This window comes from Rhodopseudomonas palustris HaA2 (assembly GCF_000013365.1).
In the GTDB taxonomy this organism is placed as follows: Bacteria; Pseudomonadota; Alphaproteobacteria; order Rhizobiales; family Xanthobacteraceae; genus Rhodopseudomonas; species Rhodopseudomonas palustris_J.
On record NC_007778.1, the window covers coordinates 4,972,201 to 4,991,826 of the forward strand.

The following is a 19,626-nucleotide window of genomic DNA, read 5'->3' on the forward strand; positions in this document are numbered from 1 at the left end:
TTCGGGACAATGCTGCGAGCCTCGTTGCAGGATCTGGAGGCGGTGGCCGCGATCGCGCGGCGGGGCTCGTTTCGTGCGGCCGCGCTGGATCTCGGCGTGTCGACGACCGCGCTGAGCAATGCGATCGGCAAGCTCGAGGCGAGCCTGGGCATCCGCCTGTTCAACCGGACGACGCGCAGCGTATCGCTGACGGACACAGGACAGGTGTTCCTCAAACAGGTCGGGCCTGCGCTTCAGGACATTCGGGCGGCGGTCGAAACCGCCCGGTCCCGGCAGGCGACGCCGTCGGGCAGCTTGCGGATCAACGCTTTCGCGATGGCCGCACGCGAGATTCTGTCGCCGCTGATCCTCGAATTCCTGCGCCGATATCCGGACGTTCACGTCGATCTCGTCACCGAAGGACGATTGGTCGACATCGTCGCGGAGGGCTTCGATCTCGGCGTCCGCGTCGCCGATCTGGTCCCCAGCGACATGATCGCGGTGTCGCTCGGCAGGCCGCAGCGCTACGCCGTCGCCGGGTCGCCCCGCTATTTCGCGGAGCACGGCAAACCGCAGGGGCCGTCCGACCTCGTCGATCACCGCTGCATCCGCGCGCGTCTGCCCAACGGCGCGCTGCTTCGCTGGCAGTTCGAGAAGGACGGGCGCGCGGTGCAGATCGACGTCGACGGGCCGATCACGCTCGACGAAGCGAGCCTGGCGCGGACGGCGGCGCTGGAAGGCATCGGGATCGGCTTCTTCATGGAGCAGGACGTGGTCGGCGACATCGAGGCGGGACGCCTGATCCGGGTGCTCGAGGATTGGACGCCGCCCTTCGCCGGCTTGTGTCTCTACTACCCGGGACGGCGCAATCCCTCGGCGGCGATGAAGGCCTTCATCAGCCTCGCCCGCGCCTGGGCGGGCAACGCGACGGCCGACCGCCCACGGCGCAGCCGACCCCGTGCGCCGCGCAAGTAAGTCCCGATCCGCGAGATCGACGCGCCGGGAGTCGATGCAGATCCACCGCGCGATGTGAAGCTCCTCGGCCGCGCAGCAGGTCGGGCTTTCGATCCGAACGTTACGGATGCAATCAAGGCCGAGCTGATTTGAAATGACGCGGCAACATTCGCAGGGCCGAATGCATCGTCCGGATATGCGCGGCCGATCCGATGTGTTCCCGACGAGACGTGGTGCGCCGCGCGTGGGGCGAGACACGATCGACCGACCAAGGCGACCACCCGTCCACCCGAGTCCCACCCGATGACGAGGCCTGCTTGAAACGCCTTCAGCCTTCGCGGATCGTCGATCTTTCCAAGGAGATCGTCGACAATCCGGCCGACCCGTTCTTCATGCGTGTGAAGGTGAAGCATCACCGACACCGGCGAGCCCGCTGGCTGGTCCGGCTGTTGGGCCTCCCCTTCCGGCTGTTTCCAAGAGACTTCGACGGCTGGGCCGACGACACGATCACCCGTCTCGGCGTTCATGCGACAACTCATGTCGATGCCCCGTGGCACTATGGCCCGACCGATCACGAAGGGCGCCCGTTGCCGACGATCGAGCAGATGCCGCTCGACCTGATGTTCGGTCCGGGCATCGTTCTCGACATGACTCACAAGCAGGACGGCGAGGAGATCGACGTCCCCGACCTGGTCAAAGCCCTCACCATGCATGACTTGCAGCTTGCGCCGGGCACGATCGTCCTGATCCGGACCGGACGCGACCAATATCAGGGCCAGCCGGACTATTGGAAGCGCGGGACCGGCGTCGGCGCCCCGGCCACGGAGTGGCTGATCGACCACGGCGTCCGCGTCATGGGCATCGATCAGTGGGGCTGGGACCTGCCCTTCCACCATCAGATTCGCCGCAGCAGGAGCGAGGGGCGCAATGATTTGTTCTGGGCCGGCCACCTCGTCGGCCGACGCAAACCCTATTGGCACATCGAACAGCTTCGCGGTCTCGAGGCCCTGCCCGCCCAGGGATTCCACGTCGGCGTGTTCCCATTGCGGCTCCAGGGCGCGTCGGCAGCTCCCGCGAGAGTGGTCGCATTCCTCTCCGCGTAGTTTCGCAGGCCGCGGCGCTCACAGGCACGGTGTTCCGAACCAGGCCTTGGGCAAATCCTATTCACCGTCCGAATACGGCAGGGGCTCAGAGGGTCTCGCGCCGGCGCCGCCAGTTGCGGCAGAATTCGAGGGCGGAGATCATCTCCTTCTCGACGGTCGAGACCGAGACACCCAGTTTGCGGGCGATCTGCGGATAGGTCATGCCGTCGACCCTGCTCAAAAGAAAGATGCGCTGGGTGCGTCGAGGCAGCGTCTGCAGCGAGCGCAACAGCGCGTCGAGATCCATCCGGCTCGCAACCGCATCCTCGGGACCGACGACGCCGGGCTGAAGCTGCTCACGCGACACGCTCTCCGCATAGGAGGTACGCACGCGTTCCGCCCGCATGGCGTCGCGCGCGAGATTTCGCGCAGTCGTCACGACAAGACCGACGTCGCGCTGGCCGACATCTCGGTTCATCAGCTTGATGAAGGTCTCGTGGACGACGTCCTCGGCGGTATGGGCATCGCCTGTGATGCGGCGGACCAGCCGCTGGAGGTGGCCTTGCTCCGTTCCGAAGATATTGAGCAGTTCTGTCGCAGACGACATGGTACCCTCATCGTCGCGCATCAGCCCGATCCGAACAGCAAGCGTCCGGAGACAATATTAAGGCTGCCGCATCACTATTTTTAACGATTCAAAAGCGATGTCTTCAGTGGTTACTACTGAGTAGTACTCTAACCGCAATACGCTCGACAGTGTCAACGGCAACGACACCCCTGCGATTGCCGACTGGTTGAATTCTAAACTGTGCATCGGGCTCTCGTTTACGGCTTTTGCCGCTGCGGACCGTTTACCCCATGAGGCTCCACCTGCCCGGGGCGTTTCGCGGAAGTAGCCATGCCGATGCCTTTGTCCATGCGCCAGGTCGCTGAACGCGCGACATTCCAGAGCTTTGCCAACTGCTATCTGCGCGAGGTCGACCCCGGCGTTCCGTCTGCGCACCAGCCGGAACGCGGCGGCGCGCCGGTCGACTCCATCGAATGGTCGTGCCCCGCCGCCGCGGCATCGCTCCGTGCCGAAATCGAGCGGCATTCGCTGTGCGGGCCGCTCCGCTTCGGGCGAATTTTCGTCTGCCGGGCGCAGGAGAACGAGTGGCGCGAGATCGCTCCGCTGCGGGCACTCTATCTGATGGTCCAGGAATGCTACGCCGGCATGGGCGCAGAGCGGGCAGATGCGCTCCGCCACGAGGAGGCAGGACTGCTGGGTCGCGTGCTGACGAGCTACTTTGGCATCGCCGACGGCCTGGAATCGGCGGCAGGACCCGCTGGACCGAGCTTCATCGATGGCGAGCAGAGCCTGATATTCGGGCACTGGATGCACCCGACCCCCAAGAGCCTTCAAGGCATCACGGACTGGCAGCGGCCGACCTACGCGCCCGAGTACCGCAGGCGCTTCCGGCTTGTGTTCTTCGCGGTCGACGCGGCGCTACTGCGGCAGGATGCCGCGCCCGGCTGTTCGCTGCCCGACATTCTCGAAGCCCTGGTTCCGCCGGACCAACGTCCCCGATTGCATCCAGGTGAGGCGCTGATTCCCATGCATCCGCTGCAAGCCGAGGCGCTGATGCTGGATCCCGCGATTGCCGAGCTTGCCGCTGCGGGACGGTTGCGCTGCCTCGGTCCGATCGGCGCCTTTTTCTCCCCGACCTCCTCGGTCCGGACGCTCTACAGCGCGGAGGTGCCGTGGATGCTGAAGTTCTCGCTGCCGGTGCGGATCACCAATTCGTTGCGCGTGAACCGCATGTCCGAACTGGCAGCGGGCGTCGCGGTCTCGCGCTTGTTCGCGCGAACGGACTTTGTCGCGCGCCATCCGAGCTTTCGCCTGATCCGCGATCCCGCCTATGTCACGCTCGAACTGCCCGGTCGCAAGGAGAGCGGCTTCGAGGTCGTCTTCCGCGAGAACCCGTTCACCAGAGGATTCGAAAACAACGGCGTGACGATCGCGGCCTTGACCGCCGATCCGCCGCCTGGAGCGCGCTCCAGGCTCGATCGGATCATCCGCGAACTCGCCGCGCGGAGCGGCGAGGCGGTGGGGGACGTCTGCAGGCGCTGGTTCGCGGCCTATCTCGACTGCGCGCTCGATCCGCTGGTCCGGATCTACGACGAACTCGGCGTGGCGTTCGAGGCGCATCAGCAGAACGGCCTGCTCGACGTCTCGTCCGGCCTCCCGAGCGCGTTCTACTATCGGGACAATCAGGGCTTCTATTTGTCCAACGCCCACCGCGACCGGCTGACGGCGCTGGTGCCGGAAACCGCCGGCATTGGCGGGCTGTATTTCGACGACTGCGTGATCCAGGAACGCTTCGGCTACTACTTGATCGTCAATCAGGTGTGCTCGGTGATCGCGCGCATGGGCCAGGACGAATTGGTCGCCGAAGAGGCGCTGCTCGCCGTGCTCCGCGACCGGCTGAAGCGCCTCGCGACCGAGCTCACCGGGGTCGGCGGCGAATTCGCGGCGAGTTTTCTCAGCCGGCCGACCGTCGCCGCCAAGGCCAACCTGCTCACACGGATGCTCGACATCGACGAACTGGAGGTCGAGGACGGCCGCGCGATCTATGTGCAGTTGCCGAATCCGCTGTTCACGGCAAGCCGTGCCGCGCGGCAGGGAGGCGCCCGTGCCGCTGCCCTTTGATATCGTCGACCGGCCGGAAGAGCGCGTGGTCCGCCAGCTCACGGCGGCGGCACTGTACGAGAACCTGTTCGGAGCGGTCGATCAGACCGGAGGCGACGCGCGCAGCTTCTCATGGTGCAGCAACGGCCGCGCCTGGCGGGCGCGCGGCCGTCTCGGAGCCTTCGGACGCCCGCGGCTCGAAGCCGGAACAGTCGCCTGGCGTGCGAGCAGCGAGTGGCGGCAGGCGTCGATCGAGGACGTGGTCTCGGCCCTACCCTGTGCAGAGCATGACCGAACCCAGCTCGGCCGCGAACTCGCGCAGACCGCCGCCCTGATGCGCTCGAACTTGCAGCATTTGCCGCGTCGTGACCGACGGCAGATGACCTTCTCCGAACTCGACGCGGCGATCGACGAAGGCCATCCCTATCACCCCTGCTTCAAGTCGCGGACCGGCTTCAGCGAAGCCGACCACCGCGCCTACGGACCGGAAGCCGCCCACACATTCCGGGTGGTCTGGCTCGCCGTCGCGCGCGACCTGCTGCATCTGTCGCTGCCGGCGCGTGAAGACGTATTCTGGGAGCGCGAGATCGGCGCGGAGGATCTGCAACGGCTTCGCGCGCGGGCCGCTGCGCTCGGCCTCGACGAGCGCGGCTTCGGACTGATGCCGATCCACCCATGGCAATGGCGCGACCTGTCCGACCATCGATTGAGACCCCTGATCCAATCCGGGCGCGTGCACCACCTCGGGTCGGCGGGAGATCCCCGCCGCGCCAGCCAGTCGGTGCGCTCGCTGAGCAATGCGCGCGACCCACGCGCGAGCGGCGTCAAACTCGCGATGAACATCGTCAACACGTCGACGCGCCGCACGATCGAACCGCATTCGGTCGGCACCGCCCCGGTTCTGTCGCATTGGCTCGGCGAAGTCGTGAGTCGCGATCCCCTGTTCCGCGACCGCTACCGGCTCGACATCCTGCGCGAACATGCCGGCGCGATCGTGGACCGCGACGGACCGCTCGGCGGGCAGATCGCGGCGATCTGGCGCGAGAGCGTCGAGAGCAAGCTCGCCGGTGGCGAGGCCGCGGCGCCGTTGAACGCGCTGATGGCGGTGGAGGCGGACGGGCGACCGTTCATCGAGCCGTGGCTGATCCGCTACGGCATCGACGAATGGATCGAACGCTTCATCGAGGCCGCCGTGCTGCCGGTCTGGCGACTCCTCGTCGTTCACGGCATCGCGACCGAGGCGCACGGTCAGAACATGGTGCTAGTTCACCGCGACGGCTGGCCCGAGCGGCTGATCCTGCGCGACTTCCACGACAGCCTGGAGTTCGTGCCGGGATTTTTGGCCAGTCCGGCGCTGGCGCCGGATTTCGAGACGCTCAATCCCTTCTATCGCGACGCTCAGCCCAACCAATATTACTGGATGCAACGACCCGAGGATTTGCGCGACCTGTTCGTCGATTGCCTGTTCGTGTTCAACCTCTCCGAAATCTCGCATCTGCTGCAGAGTTTCTACGGCCTGAACGAGAGCGCATTCTGGTATCGCGTGACGCAGCGTCTCCTGGCCGACGTCGCCGAGTACAACCTCGATCCCCGTGTCGCCCGGCTCGGCTTCGGCACGCGCGAGATCGTGACCGAAAGCCTGCTCGCGCGAAAACTCGGCCTGAATGGCCCCGACTTTCAGCACAAGGTCCCGAATGCGCTTGCCGGCCTTTCGCTGATGACCCGAGAGCCCGCATGATCCGTATCGACGACAGACACTACGACGGCGCCCTGCTGCGGGCGATGAGCGAACGCGCGGCCCTCGCCTTGCGGATCGCGGATGGCGCTGGCCTCAGCTACGCATTGTGCCTGTCCGACCCCGCTGAATTCCTCACGAGTTTCTTCGCGATCCGCGACGCCGGAGCCAGCGTGATCCCGATCCACCCCTCGACGCCGCGCGCCGCGGCGCGTCGGCTGGCGAACAGCGTCGGCTGCCATCGGCTGATCTGCGATGGCTTCGTCATCGAACACCTCGAAGGCGGCGCTGCCGGTCCCGGACGTTTGCTGCAGACGACCTCCGGCACCACCGGCGAGCCGAAGCGGATCGCGCGGAGCTGGGCCGAGATCGATCGCGAGATCGACAGCTACGTCTCGTCGTTTCGCGAACCGCAGGACATGGCGCCCGTGATCGCCTGCCCGGTCACGCATTCCTACGGGCTGATCTGCGGCCTGCTCGTGGCGCTCAGGCGCGGACAGGTGCCGCATCTTCTGAGCACCGGCAATCCGAAATTTCTCATCGCCCGCCTGCGCGAAACTCACCGGCCGCTGCTGTACTCATCGCCTGCGATGCTGCACACGATCGCAAGGCTGCTGCCGGCCGGCGAGACGATCTTCGCCGCGATGACCTCGGGCACGCTTCTGCCGGACAGCTGGTTCGCGACGATCCGCGCCCGCACCACGCATTTCTTTCAGCAATATGGCTGCTCGGAAGCGGGATGCATCGCGATCAATCCCGATCTGACCGCCGCCGACGAGATGGGGTACCCCCTGCCCCATCACAGCCTCGACACCGGCACCATGGACGCCCCGCGCGAAATCGTCCTGCGCGCCGGCGAGCGCGAGATTCGCACCGCCGACCTCGGTTACCTGAAAGCCGACGGCCGCCTCGTCTTCGTCGCCAGGCTCGACGATACGATCAACGTCTCCGGCCTCAACGTCTATCCGCGAGAGGTCGAGGACGTGGTGATGGCGATGCCCGGCGTCACCGACGCCGTGGCGTTCCGCAAGCTCGACCCGTTCGCGGGCGAACGGGTGGCCCTCGCCTTCAGCGCCGAACACGTCGTTGCGCCCGCCAGCTTGCGCGAATGGTGCGCGCAGAACCTCGCCGCCCACCAGGTGCCGATCGAGGCGGTGCGCGTCGCTCAGGTGCCGCGACAGGCAAACGGCAAGATCAACCGGCGCGAGATCGCGCGCCTGTATGCCGAGGGCCGGCTCGACGAGCGTCCTGCTGCAGAGGCGACCGCATGACCCGCGAAGCGATCATCGCCGCGATCCGCGCCGTGCTCGCGGAGCGGATGGACAACAAACACCTCGACGGCTTCGGCCCGCAGTCCCGGCTGAACGCCGATCTGTATCTCGACTCGGTGCTGATGCTGAACCTGTTTCTGCATCTGGAGCTCGACCATGGCCTTCCCGCGCCCGAGGAAACCGTCGCGGGTTCGGATATCACGACGGTCGGCGACCTCGCGGCGTTGTTGGCCGACGAGATGCCCGCTCCCAAGGATGCGACGACCGCGGCGGACACCACCGCGCCCGACGTGCACGGCGAGGTCTATCAGGACATCAAGGTCCACTGCTTCGTGTCGTGCCTGTGCGACGCGGTGAAGGCCGCCGGACTCGATCACCGGCCGATGTATTTCAGCATCTGGGACGCGGACTTCGCGGTCTCCGAACGCTACCAACTGCTGTATCACACGCCGCAGATCAGCCACGATGTCTTCCGCCGCTGGTTTCAGCGGCTCTACGGCGTGCGGATCACCGAGTGGTACGACCGTTCCGCGTCGAAGCAGGCCAATCTCGACACGTTACTTCGCTTGATGGCCGCATACCGGCCGACCGACAGCATCATGGTGATGCTGGACCTGTTTCACCTGCCGGAGCGTGAGAACAAGTTCAACCAGAACCCGTTCCCGCACTACCTCATGGTGGAGCCGACCGGAGCCCCCGAGATCTGGCATGTACGCGACCCGGATTTTCGCTGGGAGGGCCCGATCGCGCGCGAGCGTCTGCTCAACGCCATCGCCCAGCCGAGCGTCGCGGGCGGCTATGTGTTCGACCGCCGCGCGGTGAGGCCGCCCGCGGCCGCGGACATCCGCGATTTCTTCCTCGCCTGCTTCATGGCCGACGACAATCCTCTGATCCGTCGGGTGCGCGAGATCGTCGCCGCGCATGTCGAAGGTCGCAACGGACTGGGCGTGCGCGACCTCGACACCGCGCTGCGCGAATTGCCGGTGATCTCGATCCGCAAATGGGCCTATGAGCACGGCTTCGCTTACTTCTGGCGAGCGCTGCGCCTGCCGAACGGCGAATTCCTGCATTGGTGCGACAAGATCGAAGAGCTCGCGCTCGGCCTGAAGGGCCTGCACTTCATGATCCTGCGGCTGGCGCAGACCCGCGATCATGGCCACGCCGCGAAGATCCATGAGACGCTGGACAGCCTCGACGCGCTCGAGACCGCCATCAAGGCGCGGCTGCGCGCGGTGTTTCTCGCCTGGTGCGTCGACCAGGGCTGGGCGCCCGGCTCCTCATCCGAAAACCGATTGGTAGCAGGATGAAGCTCCCGCTATGCAGTCTCCGTCACCCTGTGATCATCGCCCCGCGCCGGGCTTGCGGCCACGTTCTGTTCAAAGGCAAACCATGTTCATGATCCGGTTGATCGCCATTCTGGCCGCTTGCGTGCTTCCGGCAGCAGCCTTCGCCGAGGCCGTCGACATCAGCACGGCGCGCGGGGTGGTGGCGCTGCAGGCCAAGCCCCGACGCGTCGCGGTGTTCGACATGGCGGCGCTCGACACGCTCGATCTGCTCGGCGTCAAGGCCGCCGGCGTGCCGGATCGGGTGTATCTGCCCGAGCTGAAAAAGGCTGCCGCCGGCGCGGAAGTCGTCGGCACTCTGTTCGAACCGGACCTCGAAGCGCTCAGCGCACTCGGCCCGGATCTGATCATTCTCGGCGGACGCTCCTCACCGAAACTGCAACAGACCGCGCGCGTCGCACCGACCATCGACATGTCGATCGACGGACAGGACCTCATCAAGGACGCCGAAGTGCGCCTCGAGGGCTATGGCCGGCTGTTCGGCCGCGAGCAGGCGGCGCGCGAGGCGCAGCAGACTTTCATCGCCGCCGTCGCCGCGGCGCGCGAGGCGGCGAAGGGCAAGGGTCGGGCGCTGATCCTGATGACCAACGGACCCAAGATCTCGGCCTTCGGCGTCGGGTCGCGGTTCGGCTGGCTGCATTCGACGCTCGGCATCGAACCCGCCGTGAACCCGATGAGCCCCGGAATCCACGGGGAAGCGGTGTCGTTCGAATTCGTCCGCAAGGCGGATCCCGACTGGCTGATCGTGGTCGATCGCGCGCTCGCGATCGGCGCCGGCGACAGCCAGGCGCGTGCGACGCTCGACAACGAGCTGGTCCGTAGCACCAAGGCGTGGAAGCAGGGCCGCGTGATCTATCTTCCCGCGGCCGATCTGTACATTGCGGGAGGCGGCATCCAGGCCATGACCCGCGTGCTCGCGGCGATCACCCGCGGATTCTCGGCCACGCCATGATGCCCGTCGAACGGCCGGTCGGGCGCCCTGTCGGCGCGGCCGCGCTTCTGGTGCTGGCAGGGCTGTTCATCACCAGCCTGTTCGTCGGCGTCGGCGAGGTCTCGCTCCGCGACGCCTTCACCGATCCCGATGCGCTTTATCTCATCGCCGCGAGTCGCCTGCCGCGAACGCTCGCCGCCGTGCTGACGGGGGCCGGCCTCGCGATCGCAGGCCTGGTGATGCAGACGCTGGCGCGCAACCGCTTCGTCGAACCGACGACGGCGGGCACCGGCCAGAGCGCCGCGCTCGGCATTCTGCTCGTCACGCTCTTGATGCCGTCGGCGTCGATCGCGACGAAGACCCTCGTCGCCAGCGTGACCGCGCTCGCCGGCACATCGCTGTTCCTGTCGATCGCACACCGGCTGCCGCCGACGCAGCCGTTTCTGGTGCCGCTGTTCGGGCTGGTCTATGGCGGCGTCGTCGGCGCGGCCGTCACCTTCGTCGCCTGGCATGCCGATCTGCTGCAATTCGTCGAGATCTGGACCAGTGGCGAGTTCTCCGGCGTGCTACGCGGGCGCTACGAACTACTCTGGGTCTCGGCGGCGATGCTGGCGGCGACATGGATCTTCGCCGACCGCTTCACCCTGATGTCGCTGGGGCGCGACGTCAGCGTCGGGTTGGGCCTCGACTATGCGCGGATGATGCAGATCGGCCTCGTCATCATTTCGGTCGTCACCGCGCTGACGGTCGTGATCGTCGGGCTGATCCCGTTCGTCGGCCTCGTCGTCCCCAACATGGTCTCGCGGCTGATGGGCGACAACATGCGGTCGGCGATCCCCTGGGTGGCGGGCAGCGGCGCGGCGCTGGTTCTGGTCTGCGACATCATCGGCCGGCTGCTGCGCTTTCCCTACGAGATCCCGGTCGGCACCGTGCTCGGCGTGGTCGGCGCCGCGGCTTTCCTCTGGCTGCTGTTTCGCAGGCCGGCCCATGCGTGATCGCTCCACGATCGTGCTGGCGGCGCTCGGCCTGACCGCACTCGCCTGCATCGGCGCCTTCATGACGATCGGACTGCGCGGCAATCTGGCGTTCGCGCTCGAACTGCGCAGCACACGCCTGCTGGCCCTGATACTCGTCGCGATTTCCATTGCCGTCTCGACGGTGGTGTTCCAGACCGTGACGGCGAACCGGATACTGACGCCGTCGATCATGGGGCTCGACGCGCTCTACGTCTTCAGCCAGTCGCTGCTGGTCTTCGCCGTCGGCGGGCTCGGCTTCGCGTCACTCGACCCGCGGCTCAAATTCGCCGGTGAGGCGCTGGTGATGGTCGCGCTCGCGGCGCTGCTGTTCCTGCCGCTGCTCAGATCGCGCGTCGACCTGATCCTGATGCTGCTGGCGGGCGTCACCATCGGCGTGCTGTTCCGAAGCCTGTCGTCGCTGCTCGCGCGCCTGATCGACCCCAACGACTTCGCCCTCCTGCAAGGCGCGAGCTATGCCGGCTTCGGCAAGATACACGGCGAGCTCCTGGTCGCGGCCGGGGTGTTGTCCGCGATCGGAATCGCGATCGCATGGCGGATGCGCCACGTGCTGGATGTTCTCGCACTCGGGCGCGACACCGCGACGGGCCTCGGCCTCGAATGGACCCGCGTCGTCGCCGGGATGATCATGCTGGTCGCCGCATTGGTCGCCGTCTCCACCGCGCTGGTCGGGCCGGTCGCGTTCTTCGGCCTGCTCGTGGTCGCATTGGGCGAGCGGCTGATCGACACCCGCCGCCATGCGATCCTGCTGCCCACCGCGGCGCTGGTGGCGATCATCGTGCTTGTCGGCGGACAGACCATCTTGCAGCATGGATTGGGCGGCGTCTCCACGCTGGGCGTCGTCATCGAGTTCGTGGGGGGCCTCGTCTTCCTCGCAATGCTTCTCCACGGAGTGCGGCGATGATCGTCGTGAAGAACATCTCGCTCGCCTACCAGGGCGCGAGGATCCTGCGGGACATCAATCTGGAGATTCCCGAAACCGGCGTCACCGCACTGATCGGCCCGAACGGTGCCGGAAAATCCAGCCTGCTGTCGCTGATCGCGCGGCTTCAGCCGATCCAGACCGGCTCGATCAGCGTCGACGGGCAGCCGATCGGGCACACGCCGAGCCGCGTGCTGGCGCGCAGGCTGGCGATCCTGCGGCAGGATCCGGCGATCGCCAGCCGGCTCCGGGTGCGCGAGCTGGTGGCGTTCGGCCGCTTTCCGCACAACAACGGCCGCGCCACGGACGAGGACCGGGCGCTGACGCAGGCCGCGCTCGAACGCTTCGACCTGACCCGCTTCGCCGACCGCTTCATCGACACGCTGTCGGGCGGGCAACGGCAGCTGGTGCTGGTGGCGATGACGTTCTGCCAGGGCACGCGATGGCTGCTGCTCGACGAACCGCTCAACAATCTCGACATGTTCTATGCCCGCGAACTGATGCGCTCCTTGCGGGACGTCGCCGACAGCGAACGCCGCGCGATCGTGATCGTGCTCCACGACATCAATCAGGCCGTGACCTATGCGGACCACATCGTCGCGATGAAAGGCGGCGCCGTGATCGCGCAGGGCCCGCCAGGCCAGATCGCGAATACCGCAAGCCTGCGGCAGATCTTCGGCTATGACATGCCGGTCGAAACCTATCGCGGGAAACCGATTGTGCTGAATCACCTGTAGTGAAAAGATGCCTGGGACAATTCCAGATGCGCGTTCTCAGCAGATCCCATATCGCGTCGGATCGCCGCTGACGTCGCGGACCGGGACTGATCGTCATCACCCCTCTCCGCCTGCCCCCAGGGGCTGTTCGCGGTGCGGCGTGGAAGAGCGGCGCTTGCCATAACAGCAGACGCTTTTGCGAGAGAATGCGCGGCGATGGAATTCGCATCCGACGACAGCAAGGACCGGGAGCGGGCGTCGCGAGAGGCGACCGAGTGGTTCGTGCGTCTGCAGAACCCCCTCGCCACCGACGACACGCGGCGGGCTTACCGGGATTGGCTGATGGCCGACCCCGCGCATCGCGAAGCGATCCGCGACGTCTCCGAATTGTGGGGCGCGCTCGATCGGCCCGCCGCGCAGCTCGCCAGCACCGGCTGGCACCGCTCCGCCGACGAACCGGCACCCCGGCCGCGCCGATGGTTCGCGACGGGATCGAGGTTCGCGACCGCCGCCGTCGTCGTCGTCGCGCTGGCGGGCGGCCTTGCCGTGTGGCGCGATCCAGGGCTGCTCGACCGGGCTTTCGCCGATGTCGCGACGCATCCCGGCGAGCGGCGCGAAGTGAGTCTCGCCGACGGGACGCTTGCTGTTCTCGATGGCGACACGGCCCTCAAGAGCCACATGAGCGGCCCCCGCCGCGACGTGACCGTGTTGCGCGGCCGGGTCTGGCTCGATGTGGCCCGCGATCCAGCGCGGCCGTTCACGGTGCATGCCGGAGGCGTCGATGCCCGGGTGCTCGGCACCGCCTTCGAGGTCAATCGCGAGGCCGCCGCGGTCACCGTCGAGCGCGGCGAGGTCGCGGTGTCCGGCGTCGACAGTCGGCTCGGCCCGGTCAAGCTGACGGCCTGGCAGCGCGTTGCGCTTCAGGACGGCACGCTGGGCGCGCCGGTCACGGTCGACCCGGAGCAGATGTTCGCGTGGCGGCGGGGGCTGATCATTCTCGATCGTGCGCCGCTGTCGCAGGTCGTCGAAGAACTCGACAAAATGGCGCCCGGCCGCGTGCTGATCGCCGATCCGGAGCTGAAGCGCCTGACGCTCTCCGGCGCCTTTCGCACCGACGAGCCCGGCGCCGTGCTGGAAGCCCTGCGGAGCGCGCTCGGGCTCCGCACCGTCTCCGTCCCGGGCTTCGCGACGCTGATCTACCGCTGAGGGTCTCCAGTATTTTTGCGGGGTCCACCCCACTTGCTCGTTGAACAACGGGAGGGGCCGTTAGTCGCGCGCCCCGAGCGGAGTGGGGACCTCTAGACCATGCGAAAATTCGCAAGTGCTGCCGTGCTGAACTGCGGCGTATCGATGTTTGCAGTGGCGCTTGCCGTTGCCGATGTGCCCGAAGCGCGGGCGCAGGCAAACAACGCTTACAGTTTCAATATCCCGGCCAAATCGCGCCTCGCCGCGCTCGCGGACTTCACCGCGGCGACCGGGATCCAGGTGGTGCATCAGGGGGCGGGGGCGATCGGCGGCACCTCCCCGGTGGTGAGCGGTCGCTACCCTGCCGATACGGCGCTCCGGACGATTCTGGCCGGCTCCGGCCTCAACTATCGCTTCACGGGGCCGCGCACCGTCGCGATCGAGGCGCCGGGCGGCGCAGCGGGCGCGGGCGGCGCCGTGGCCGGCAGCGGCATCGCGCTGGATACGATCAGCGTGACCGGCGCCGGACAAGGGATCGGCCGCGACGGCGTCAGCGAGATCAACATCACGAGCGTGGACATCGAGCGTCGCAATGCGACCGACGTCAAGGGCTTGTTCCGCGGCGAGCCGAGCATCCTGGTCGGCTCCTCGCTGCCGATGTCGCAGAAGCTCTATGTGCAGGGCATCGAGGAAACCAATCTCGCGGTTTCGATCGACGGCTCGCGGCAGAACAACAAGGTGTTCCATCACAACGCGACCACGATGATCGATCCGAGCCTGCTCAAGGCGGTGCGGGTCGATGCCGGCGTGGCGCCCGCCGACGCCGGCCCCGGCGCACTCGGCGGCGCGATCGCCTATGTGACCAAGGACGCGCGGGACTACCTGCCCAATGACGGCTTCGGCGGCTCGATCAAGTCGACCTTCAACTTCAACGGCAACACCTCGACCAACAATCTCACCAGCTACACGCGCCAGGGCGGCTTCGAAGCGCTCGGCTCCTTCACCTATGCCAAGGGGAGCGAGTTCAAGGCCGGCAACGGCCAGGACGTGCTCGGCACCGCGACCAATTTCCTCAGCGGGCTCGGCAAGATCGCCTATCAGAGCCTCGAGGGCCACCGCTTCTCGCTGAGCCACGAGCAGATGCGCGACGACGCCCTGCGGCCGTTCCGGGCCAATGCGGTGCAGATCATCGGCGGCAAGCCGACGCCGCTGGTGCGCCCCTACACGCTCGACCGGCAGAACACCGTCTTCACCTACACCAACGTCTCCCCCGACGGATGGTGGGACCCCAAATTCGTGCTGGGCTACAATCGCTCGAAAGCCGCGGTGGACCAATACACCGGCGCCACGCTCAGTACCTACAGCTACACCAGCCAGGGAATCAGCGACAGCCTCAACGGCAAGCTGGAAAACAAGTTCGCCTTCTCCATCGGCGACGTCGTCGCCGGCATCGACTTCTACCGGGACCGCGCCGAATACATCGACGTGAGCTATCGGACGATGGAGAAGGCCGACAATATCGGCGCCTATGCCCAGGCGCGGCTGCGGCCGTGGGAACGCACCAAGCTCTCCTTCGGCATGCGCGGAGACCACCAGAATTTCAAAGGCGTCAACGGCTTCAGCTCCAGCGACCAGGGCTTAAGCGGGAACGCTTCGGGCGAATACGAGCTGACCAGCTTCCTCAGCGCCAAGGCCGGCTATTCGCACGTCTGGGCCGGCGTGCCGCTCGCCGAGAATTACGTCCAGAACCCGGCGTGGATCTACGGTGTCGGCCCGAAATCGGTGACCTCCGACAACTACACCGCCGGTCTCGTCGCTCACTACGGGGATTTCCGCTTCGAGGGCGGCGTGTTCCGCACCCAGATCAACGATGCCCGCGTGCCGCTGTGGGCCGCCAACCAGGCGCTGCGCGCCTTCGACGTACAGACGCAGGGCTTCCACGTCGGCGGCACCTACAACTGGGGCGACGGCTTCGCGCGGGTGCGGTTCGCGCGCACCGACGCCGAGATCGACGGCAAGCCGGCCGATACTTATCTCGGCCAGTACCTCACGGCGCCGATCGGCGACGTGCTGACCTTTCAGCTCGCGCACACCGTCGTGCCGTGGAATCTGACCTTCGGAGGCGACGTCGAGATCGTGTTCGACTACGACAAGCTGCTGAATCCCGTGACCGGAATCGGCAAGCTCGAAGGCTACGAAGTCCTCAACGCCTTCGTCGAGCATCGCCCGTTCGCGCTGCCGTCGCTGACGCTGCGCGGTGAAGTCAGAAACCTGTTCAACAGGAACTACGCGGCCCGCGGCACCTACGGCCTCGAATACGGCACCGGCGTCGTGCGGCCTCTGTACGAACCCGGCCGCTCCGTGCTGGTCAGCGCCAAGCTCGACTTCTGAGCCTATCGACAGCGTCGGTTCCGACGATGTCGGAACCGACGCTGTTCGGCGGCCCTATCGCAACAGCGTGACCGACTGCCCGTTCTCCGGAGATCCAAAATGGACGTTACCATTCGCGCGATGCGCAGCGAGGACGCGGTCGAAATCTTCGAGATCGTCAATCAGCGCGCGTTTCGCTTCTGGACGCTGTCTCTCCCCTATGAATCGTTCGACACGATCAAGAAGTGGCTCGAGCCGCAGTCACCGCGCGACCTGCATTTCTCGGCGGAACTGGACGGTCGTGTCGTCGGCGCGTCGGCGTTGCGCCCGTTCTACGGACGCCGCGCCCACGCCGCCGAGTTCTGGATCGGCGTGCATGAAGACTACGCCCGACGCGGCATCGGCACGCGACTGCTCGCGGCCATGATCGACACCGCCGACAATTGGCTGAACATCAAGCGGATCGAGATGACGGTCTTCACCGACAATATCGGCGCGCTGGCGCTGTACAGCAATTTCGGCTTCGAGATCGAAGGCACCCACAAGGCGGCCACCTTCAGAGAAGGCGCGTTCGTCGACGCCCATTGCATGGCGCGATTGCGATGATCGACACGCAAATCGCAACTGAGCGACGACTTCATACCGAACGCAAATCTGCATTGAACGGAAATTGATCGGAGGGGTGCATGAAAAAATCAGTTGGTCCGGCTGCTCTGTTTGTCTCGAGCCTCAGCGCGCTGTCGCTTTCCGAAAGCGCACTGGCACAGGCGCCGTCTTCGCCGGCCGCCACGACGCTCGCACCGGTCGAAATCATCGCCCCGCAGGTGCGGCCGCGGCCCCCGGGCCGCGTTCGCGCTTCGCAGAATCCCCGTCGCGGAGCGGCGACCCGGCCACGCCCGCGTGAGGTTGCAACCCCGACGTCCGCTCCTCCCGTGCCCGCCGTCCCCCCGCAGACCGCAACCGTCGGGCAGCCCCCGGTGCCCTATGTGGGCGGACAGGTCGGAACCGGCGCGCGGCTTGGTTTCCTGGGAAACACCTCCGTCTTCACGGCGCCGTTCAGCGTCACGGGGTACACATCGAAGCTCATGGAGGATCAGCAGGCGCGCAGTGTCGCGGACGTCGTCCTCAACGATCCCTCGGTGCGTAACGACGCGCCGCCGTTCAGCGAACGCGACTCGTTCTTTATCCGCGGTTTTTCGGTGACCAATCTCGACACCGCCTATGACGGGCTGTTCTACCTCGCGAATCCGCGCCGCGCCTTCCTCGAAGGAATCGAGCGTGTCGAAATCCTCAAGGGCCCGAGCGCATTGCTCAGCGGCGGCACCGGGCGCGTCGGCGGAACCATCAATCTGATTCCGAAGCGCGCCACCGACGAACCGCTGACGCGGCTGACGACCAGCTACACCAGCAACTCGCAAATCTGGAACCACCTCGATCTCGGTCGTCGCTTCGGAGACAACAAGGAGTGGGGCGTCCGCTTCAACGGCTCCTACCGCAACGGCGACACGCCGCTGGATCTCAATTCGGCCGAGGTCGGTGTCGCCGCCCTCGGTCTCGACTATCGCAGCGAACGCTTCCGGGCGTCGCTGGACCTCAACGGCTCGATTCAGAACATCACGGCACCGACGTCGCTGTTCAATTCCGCGGCCGCGAACATCGTCGTCCCACCCGCGCCGAACGGCCGCATCAATACGTCGAGCCGCGACGAATTCATCGACAGCCGCTACAAGATGATCGCCGGACGCGCCGAATACGATCTCTTGCCGGACACCACCATGTACCTGGCCGGCGGTGGCAGCCAATACAACGAGGACTTCCTCACGTCGTCCTACCGAATCACCAATTCGAACGGCACGGCCACCAACACGCTCGCGGTTCAGCCCCAGAAGCTCGAAGGATACACCGGCGAGATCGGCGTGCGTTCGAAATTCCGGACCGGCGTCGTCGGTCATCAGTTGAACGTCTCGGCGGTCGAAGCGAACAACGAGCTCTACCGCGGCGGCACTCTGGGCTTCACCTCCTTCAGCTACGTGACCAACATCTACGATCCGGTCCGCCTGCCGCAGGGCAGGTTCCAGACCAGCGGTTTCGCCACATCCGACGACAGGCCCTTGCTGTCGCGGCTCACCGCTCGCAGCGCCGCGATATCCGACACGCTGTCGCTGCTCGACGACCGGCTGCTTGTGACGCTCGGCGGTCGCTGGCAGGACATCCTGCTGCGGGGATTTGTGACGGCGTCGGGCCCCACCCTCGGCACGGAATCGTCGCGCTATCAGGAGGCTCGTTTCAGCCCGGCCGTGGGCGCGGTGATCCGCGCGACCGATCAGCTGTCGTTCTACGGAAACTACATCGAGTCGCTCGAATCGGGACCGACGGCGCCGGCCCTCGCGAACAATCGCAATACGGTGTTTCCGCCGGTGGTCAGCAAGCAGCAGGAGGTCGGCGCCAAATACGATCTCGGAATCGTCGGGCTGACGGCGTCGCTGTTCCAGATCGAACAGCCGAACGCCTTCACCGATCCGACCACCAACATCTTCTCCGTCAGCGGTCTGCAGCGCAACCGCGGCATCGAGCTGAGCGTTTTCGGCGAACCGGTCAAGGGCGTCCGTCTGCTCGGCGGCGTCACCCTCATGGACGCCAAGCTCGTTTCCACGATCGGCGGCCGCTACGACGGCAACGACGCGCCCGGCGTTCCGGTCACCGCGCTGAACCTCTATGGCGAATACGATCTGCCCCATTGGCTGGCGCAGGGCGTGACGGTGACCGGCCGGGCGATCTACACCGGCGACGTGTTCTACGATCAGGCGAACACGCAGACCGTCTCCGACTGGACACGGTTCGACATCGGCGCGCGGTATGCGTTCACGGGGCCTTCGGGCAAGCCGGCCGTGCTGCGGGCCACCATCGAGAACGTGGCCGATACGGCCTACTATCTCTCCGCCGCGCGTGGCTATCTCGCAGTCGGTGCACCGAGGACCTACATGGTGTCGGCGACGTTCAATTTCTGATCGCGATCCGGAACGATGCCCACCTTCGGCTCCACCGAGGGGGCATGCCCGGATCCGGCCAGTGGATTGCGCCATGGCATCACGATCATGTCGCAATTCGAGCTCAGGACGCATCGATGAATTTGCAGTCGGACGACATCACGCACACCAGCCGCGGGACCGTGAACACGGCGCATGCGAGCCGATACTTGCAGCAGCTCTGCAAGCATTGGTCGCATAAATTCGAAACCGAGTTCGATTCCGTCCGGGGCCGGATCGCGCTTCCCCTCGGGGAGACGCGGCTGACGGCCGAACCGGAAAGCCTGGTGATCGATCTTACGGCCGCAGACGCCACGGGTCTCGCGACCCTGCAGAAGGTCGTGGTCGACCATATCGAGCGCTTCGCGTTTCGCGAGACGCTCCACTTCGACTGGAAGTGACCGCCGCGC

At 66.3% G+C, this 19,626-nt stretch carries 16 protein-coding genes; 15 read left to right on the forward strand and 1 reads right to left on the reverse strand.

Going from position 1 to position 19,626, the window contains the following annotated elements:
- Positions 1-9: 9 nt before the first annotated feature.
- Together RPB_RS22115 and RPB_RS22120 are read left to right on the forward strand one after the other, a co-directional pair.
- Entirely contained in the window at positions 10-954 is a 945-nt protein-coding gene (locus tag RPB_RS22115; RefSeq protein WP_011443259.1) for a LysR family transcriptional regulator, read from the forward strand.
- A gap of 296 nt (positions 955-1,250) precedes the next feature.
- A complete protein-coding gene (locus tag RPB_RS22120; RefSeq protein WP_041798982.1) occupies positions 1,251-2,036 on the forward strand; it encodes a cyclase family protein in 786 nt (261 codons plus the stop codon).
- A gap of 85 nt (positions 2,037-2,121) precedes the next feature.
- Here the strand turns inward: RPB_RS22120 and RPB_RS22125 are convergent, their stop codons facing one another.
- Complete coding sequence (locus RPB_RS22125; RefSeq protein ID WP_245258277.1) at positions 2,122-2,643, reverse strand: RNA polymerase sigma factor; 522 nt, start codon at positions 2,641-2,643, stop codon at positions 2,122-2,124.
- Positions 2,644-2,931: 288 nt separating this feature from the next.
- Between RPB_RS22125 and RPB_RS22130 the strand changes: the two genes are divergently transcribed.
- The 13 genes from RPB_RS22130 (at position 2,932) to RPB_RS22190 (ending at position 19,617) form a co-directional block, all read left to right on the forward strand.
- Entirely contained in the window at positions 2,932-4,704 is a 1,773-nt protein-coding gene (locus RPB_RS22130) for an IucA/IucC family protein (protein ID WP_433993722.1), read from the forward strand.
- Positions 4,688-6,421, forward strand: coding sequence for an IucA/IucC family protein (locus RPB_RS22135; RefSeq protein ID WP_011443263.1), 1,734 nt, complete (start codon positions 4,688-4,690; stop codon positions 6,419-6,421). The genes RPB_RS22130 and RPB_RS22135 overlap by 17 nt, the downstream gene beginning before the upstream one ends.
- Positions 6,418-7,689, forward strand: a complete 1,272-nt coding sequence (locus RPB_RS22140) for an AMP-binding protein (protein ID WP_011443264.1) — start codon at positions 6,418-6,420, stop codon at positions 7,687-7,689. The genes RPB_RS22135 and RPB_RS22140 overlap by 4 nt, the downstream gene beginning before the upstream one ends.
- On the forward strand, positions 7,686-8,996 hold the full coding sequence (locus tag RPB_RS22145; protein WP_011443265.1) for a DUF6005 family protein: 1,311 nt from the start codon (positions 7,686-7,688) through the stop codon (positions 8,994-8,996). Before RPB_RS22140 ends, RPB_RS22145 begins: the two co-directional genes overlap by 4 nt.
- An 82-nt stretch (positions 8,997-9,078) precedes the next feature.
- Entirely contained in the window at positions 9,079-9,984 is a 906-nt protein-coding gene (locus RPB_RS22150; protein ID WP_041798418.1) for a siderophore ABC transporter substrate-binding protein, read from the forward strand.
- Positions 9,981-10,958: an ABC transporter permease gene (locus tag RPB_RS22155; RefSeq protein ID WP_011443267.1), complete on the forward strand. Its 978-nt coding sequence runs from the start codon at positions 9,981-9,983 to the stop codon at positions 10,956-10,958. The genes RPB_RS22150 and RPB_RS22155 overlap by 4 nt, the downstream gene beginning before the upstream one ends.
- Positions 10,951-11,901 carry an iron chelate uptake ABC transporter family permease subunit gene (locus RPB_RS22160; RefSeq protein ID WP_011443268.1) on the forward strand — a complete coding sequence of 317 codons (951 nt, stop codon included), beginning with the start codon at positions 10,951-10,953 and terminating at the stop codon, positions 11,899-11,901. Before RPB_RS22155 ends, RPB_RS22160 begins: the two co-directional genes overlap by 8 nt.
- Positions 11,898-12,656, forward strand: a complete 759-nt coding sequence (locus RPB_RS22165) for an iron ABC transporter ATP-binding protein (protein WP_011443269.1) — start codon at positions 11,898-11,900, stop codon at positions 12,654-12,656. Before RPB_RS22160 ends, RPB_RS22165 begins: the two co-directional genes overlap by 4 nt.
- Positions 12,657-12,851: 195 nt before the next feature.
- Positions 12,852-13,841 carry a FecR family protein gene (locus RPB_RS22170; protein WP_041798419.1) on the forward strand — a complete coding sequence of 330 codons (990 nt, stop codon included), beginning with the start codon at positions 12,852-12,854 and terminating at the stop codon, positions 13,839-13,841.
- Between the two features lie 99 nt (positions 13,842-13,940).
- Positions 13,941-16,211 carry a TonB-dependent receptor gene (locus tag RPB_RS22175; protein WP_011443271.1) on the forward strand — a complete coding sequence of 757 codons (2,271 nt, stop codon included), beginning with the start codon at positions 13,941-13,943 and terminating at the stop codon, positions 16,209-16,211.
- Between the two features lie 99 nt (positions 16,212-16,310).
- Positions 16,311-16,796, forward strand: coding sequence for a GNAT family N-acetyltransferase (locus RPB_RS22180; RefSeq protein ID WP_011443272.1), 486 nt, complete (start codon positions 16,311-16,313; stop codon positions 16,794-16,796).
- Positions 16,797-16,876: 80 nt separating this feature from the next.
- Entirely contained in the window at positions 16,877-19,198 is a 2,322-nt protein-coding gene (locus RPB_RS22185; protein ID WP_011443273.1) for a TonB-dependent receptor, read from the forward strand.
- 116 nt (positions 19,199-19,314) lie between these two features.
- Positions 19,315-19,617: a DUF2218 domain-containing protein gene (locus tag RPB_RS22190; protein WP_011443274.1), complete on the forward strand. Its 303-nt coding sequence runs from the start codon at positions 19,315-19,317 to the stop codon at positions 19,615-19,617.
- Positions 19,618-19,626: the final 9 nt, after the last annotated feature.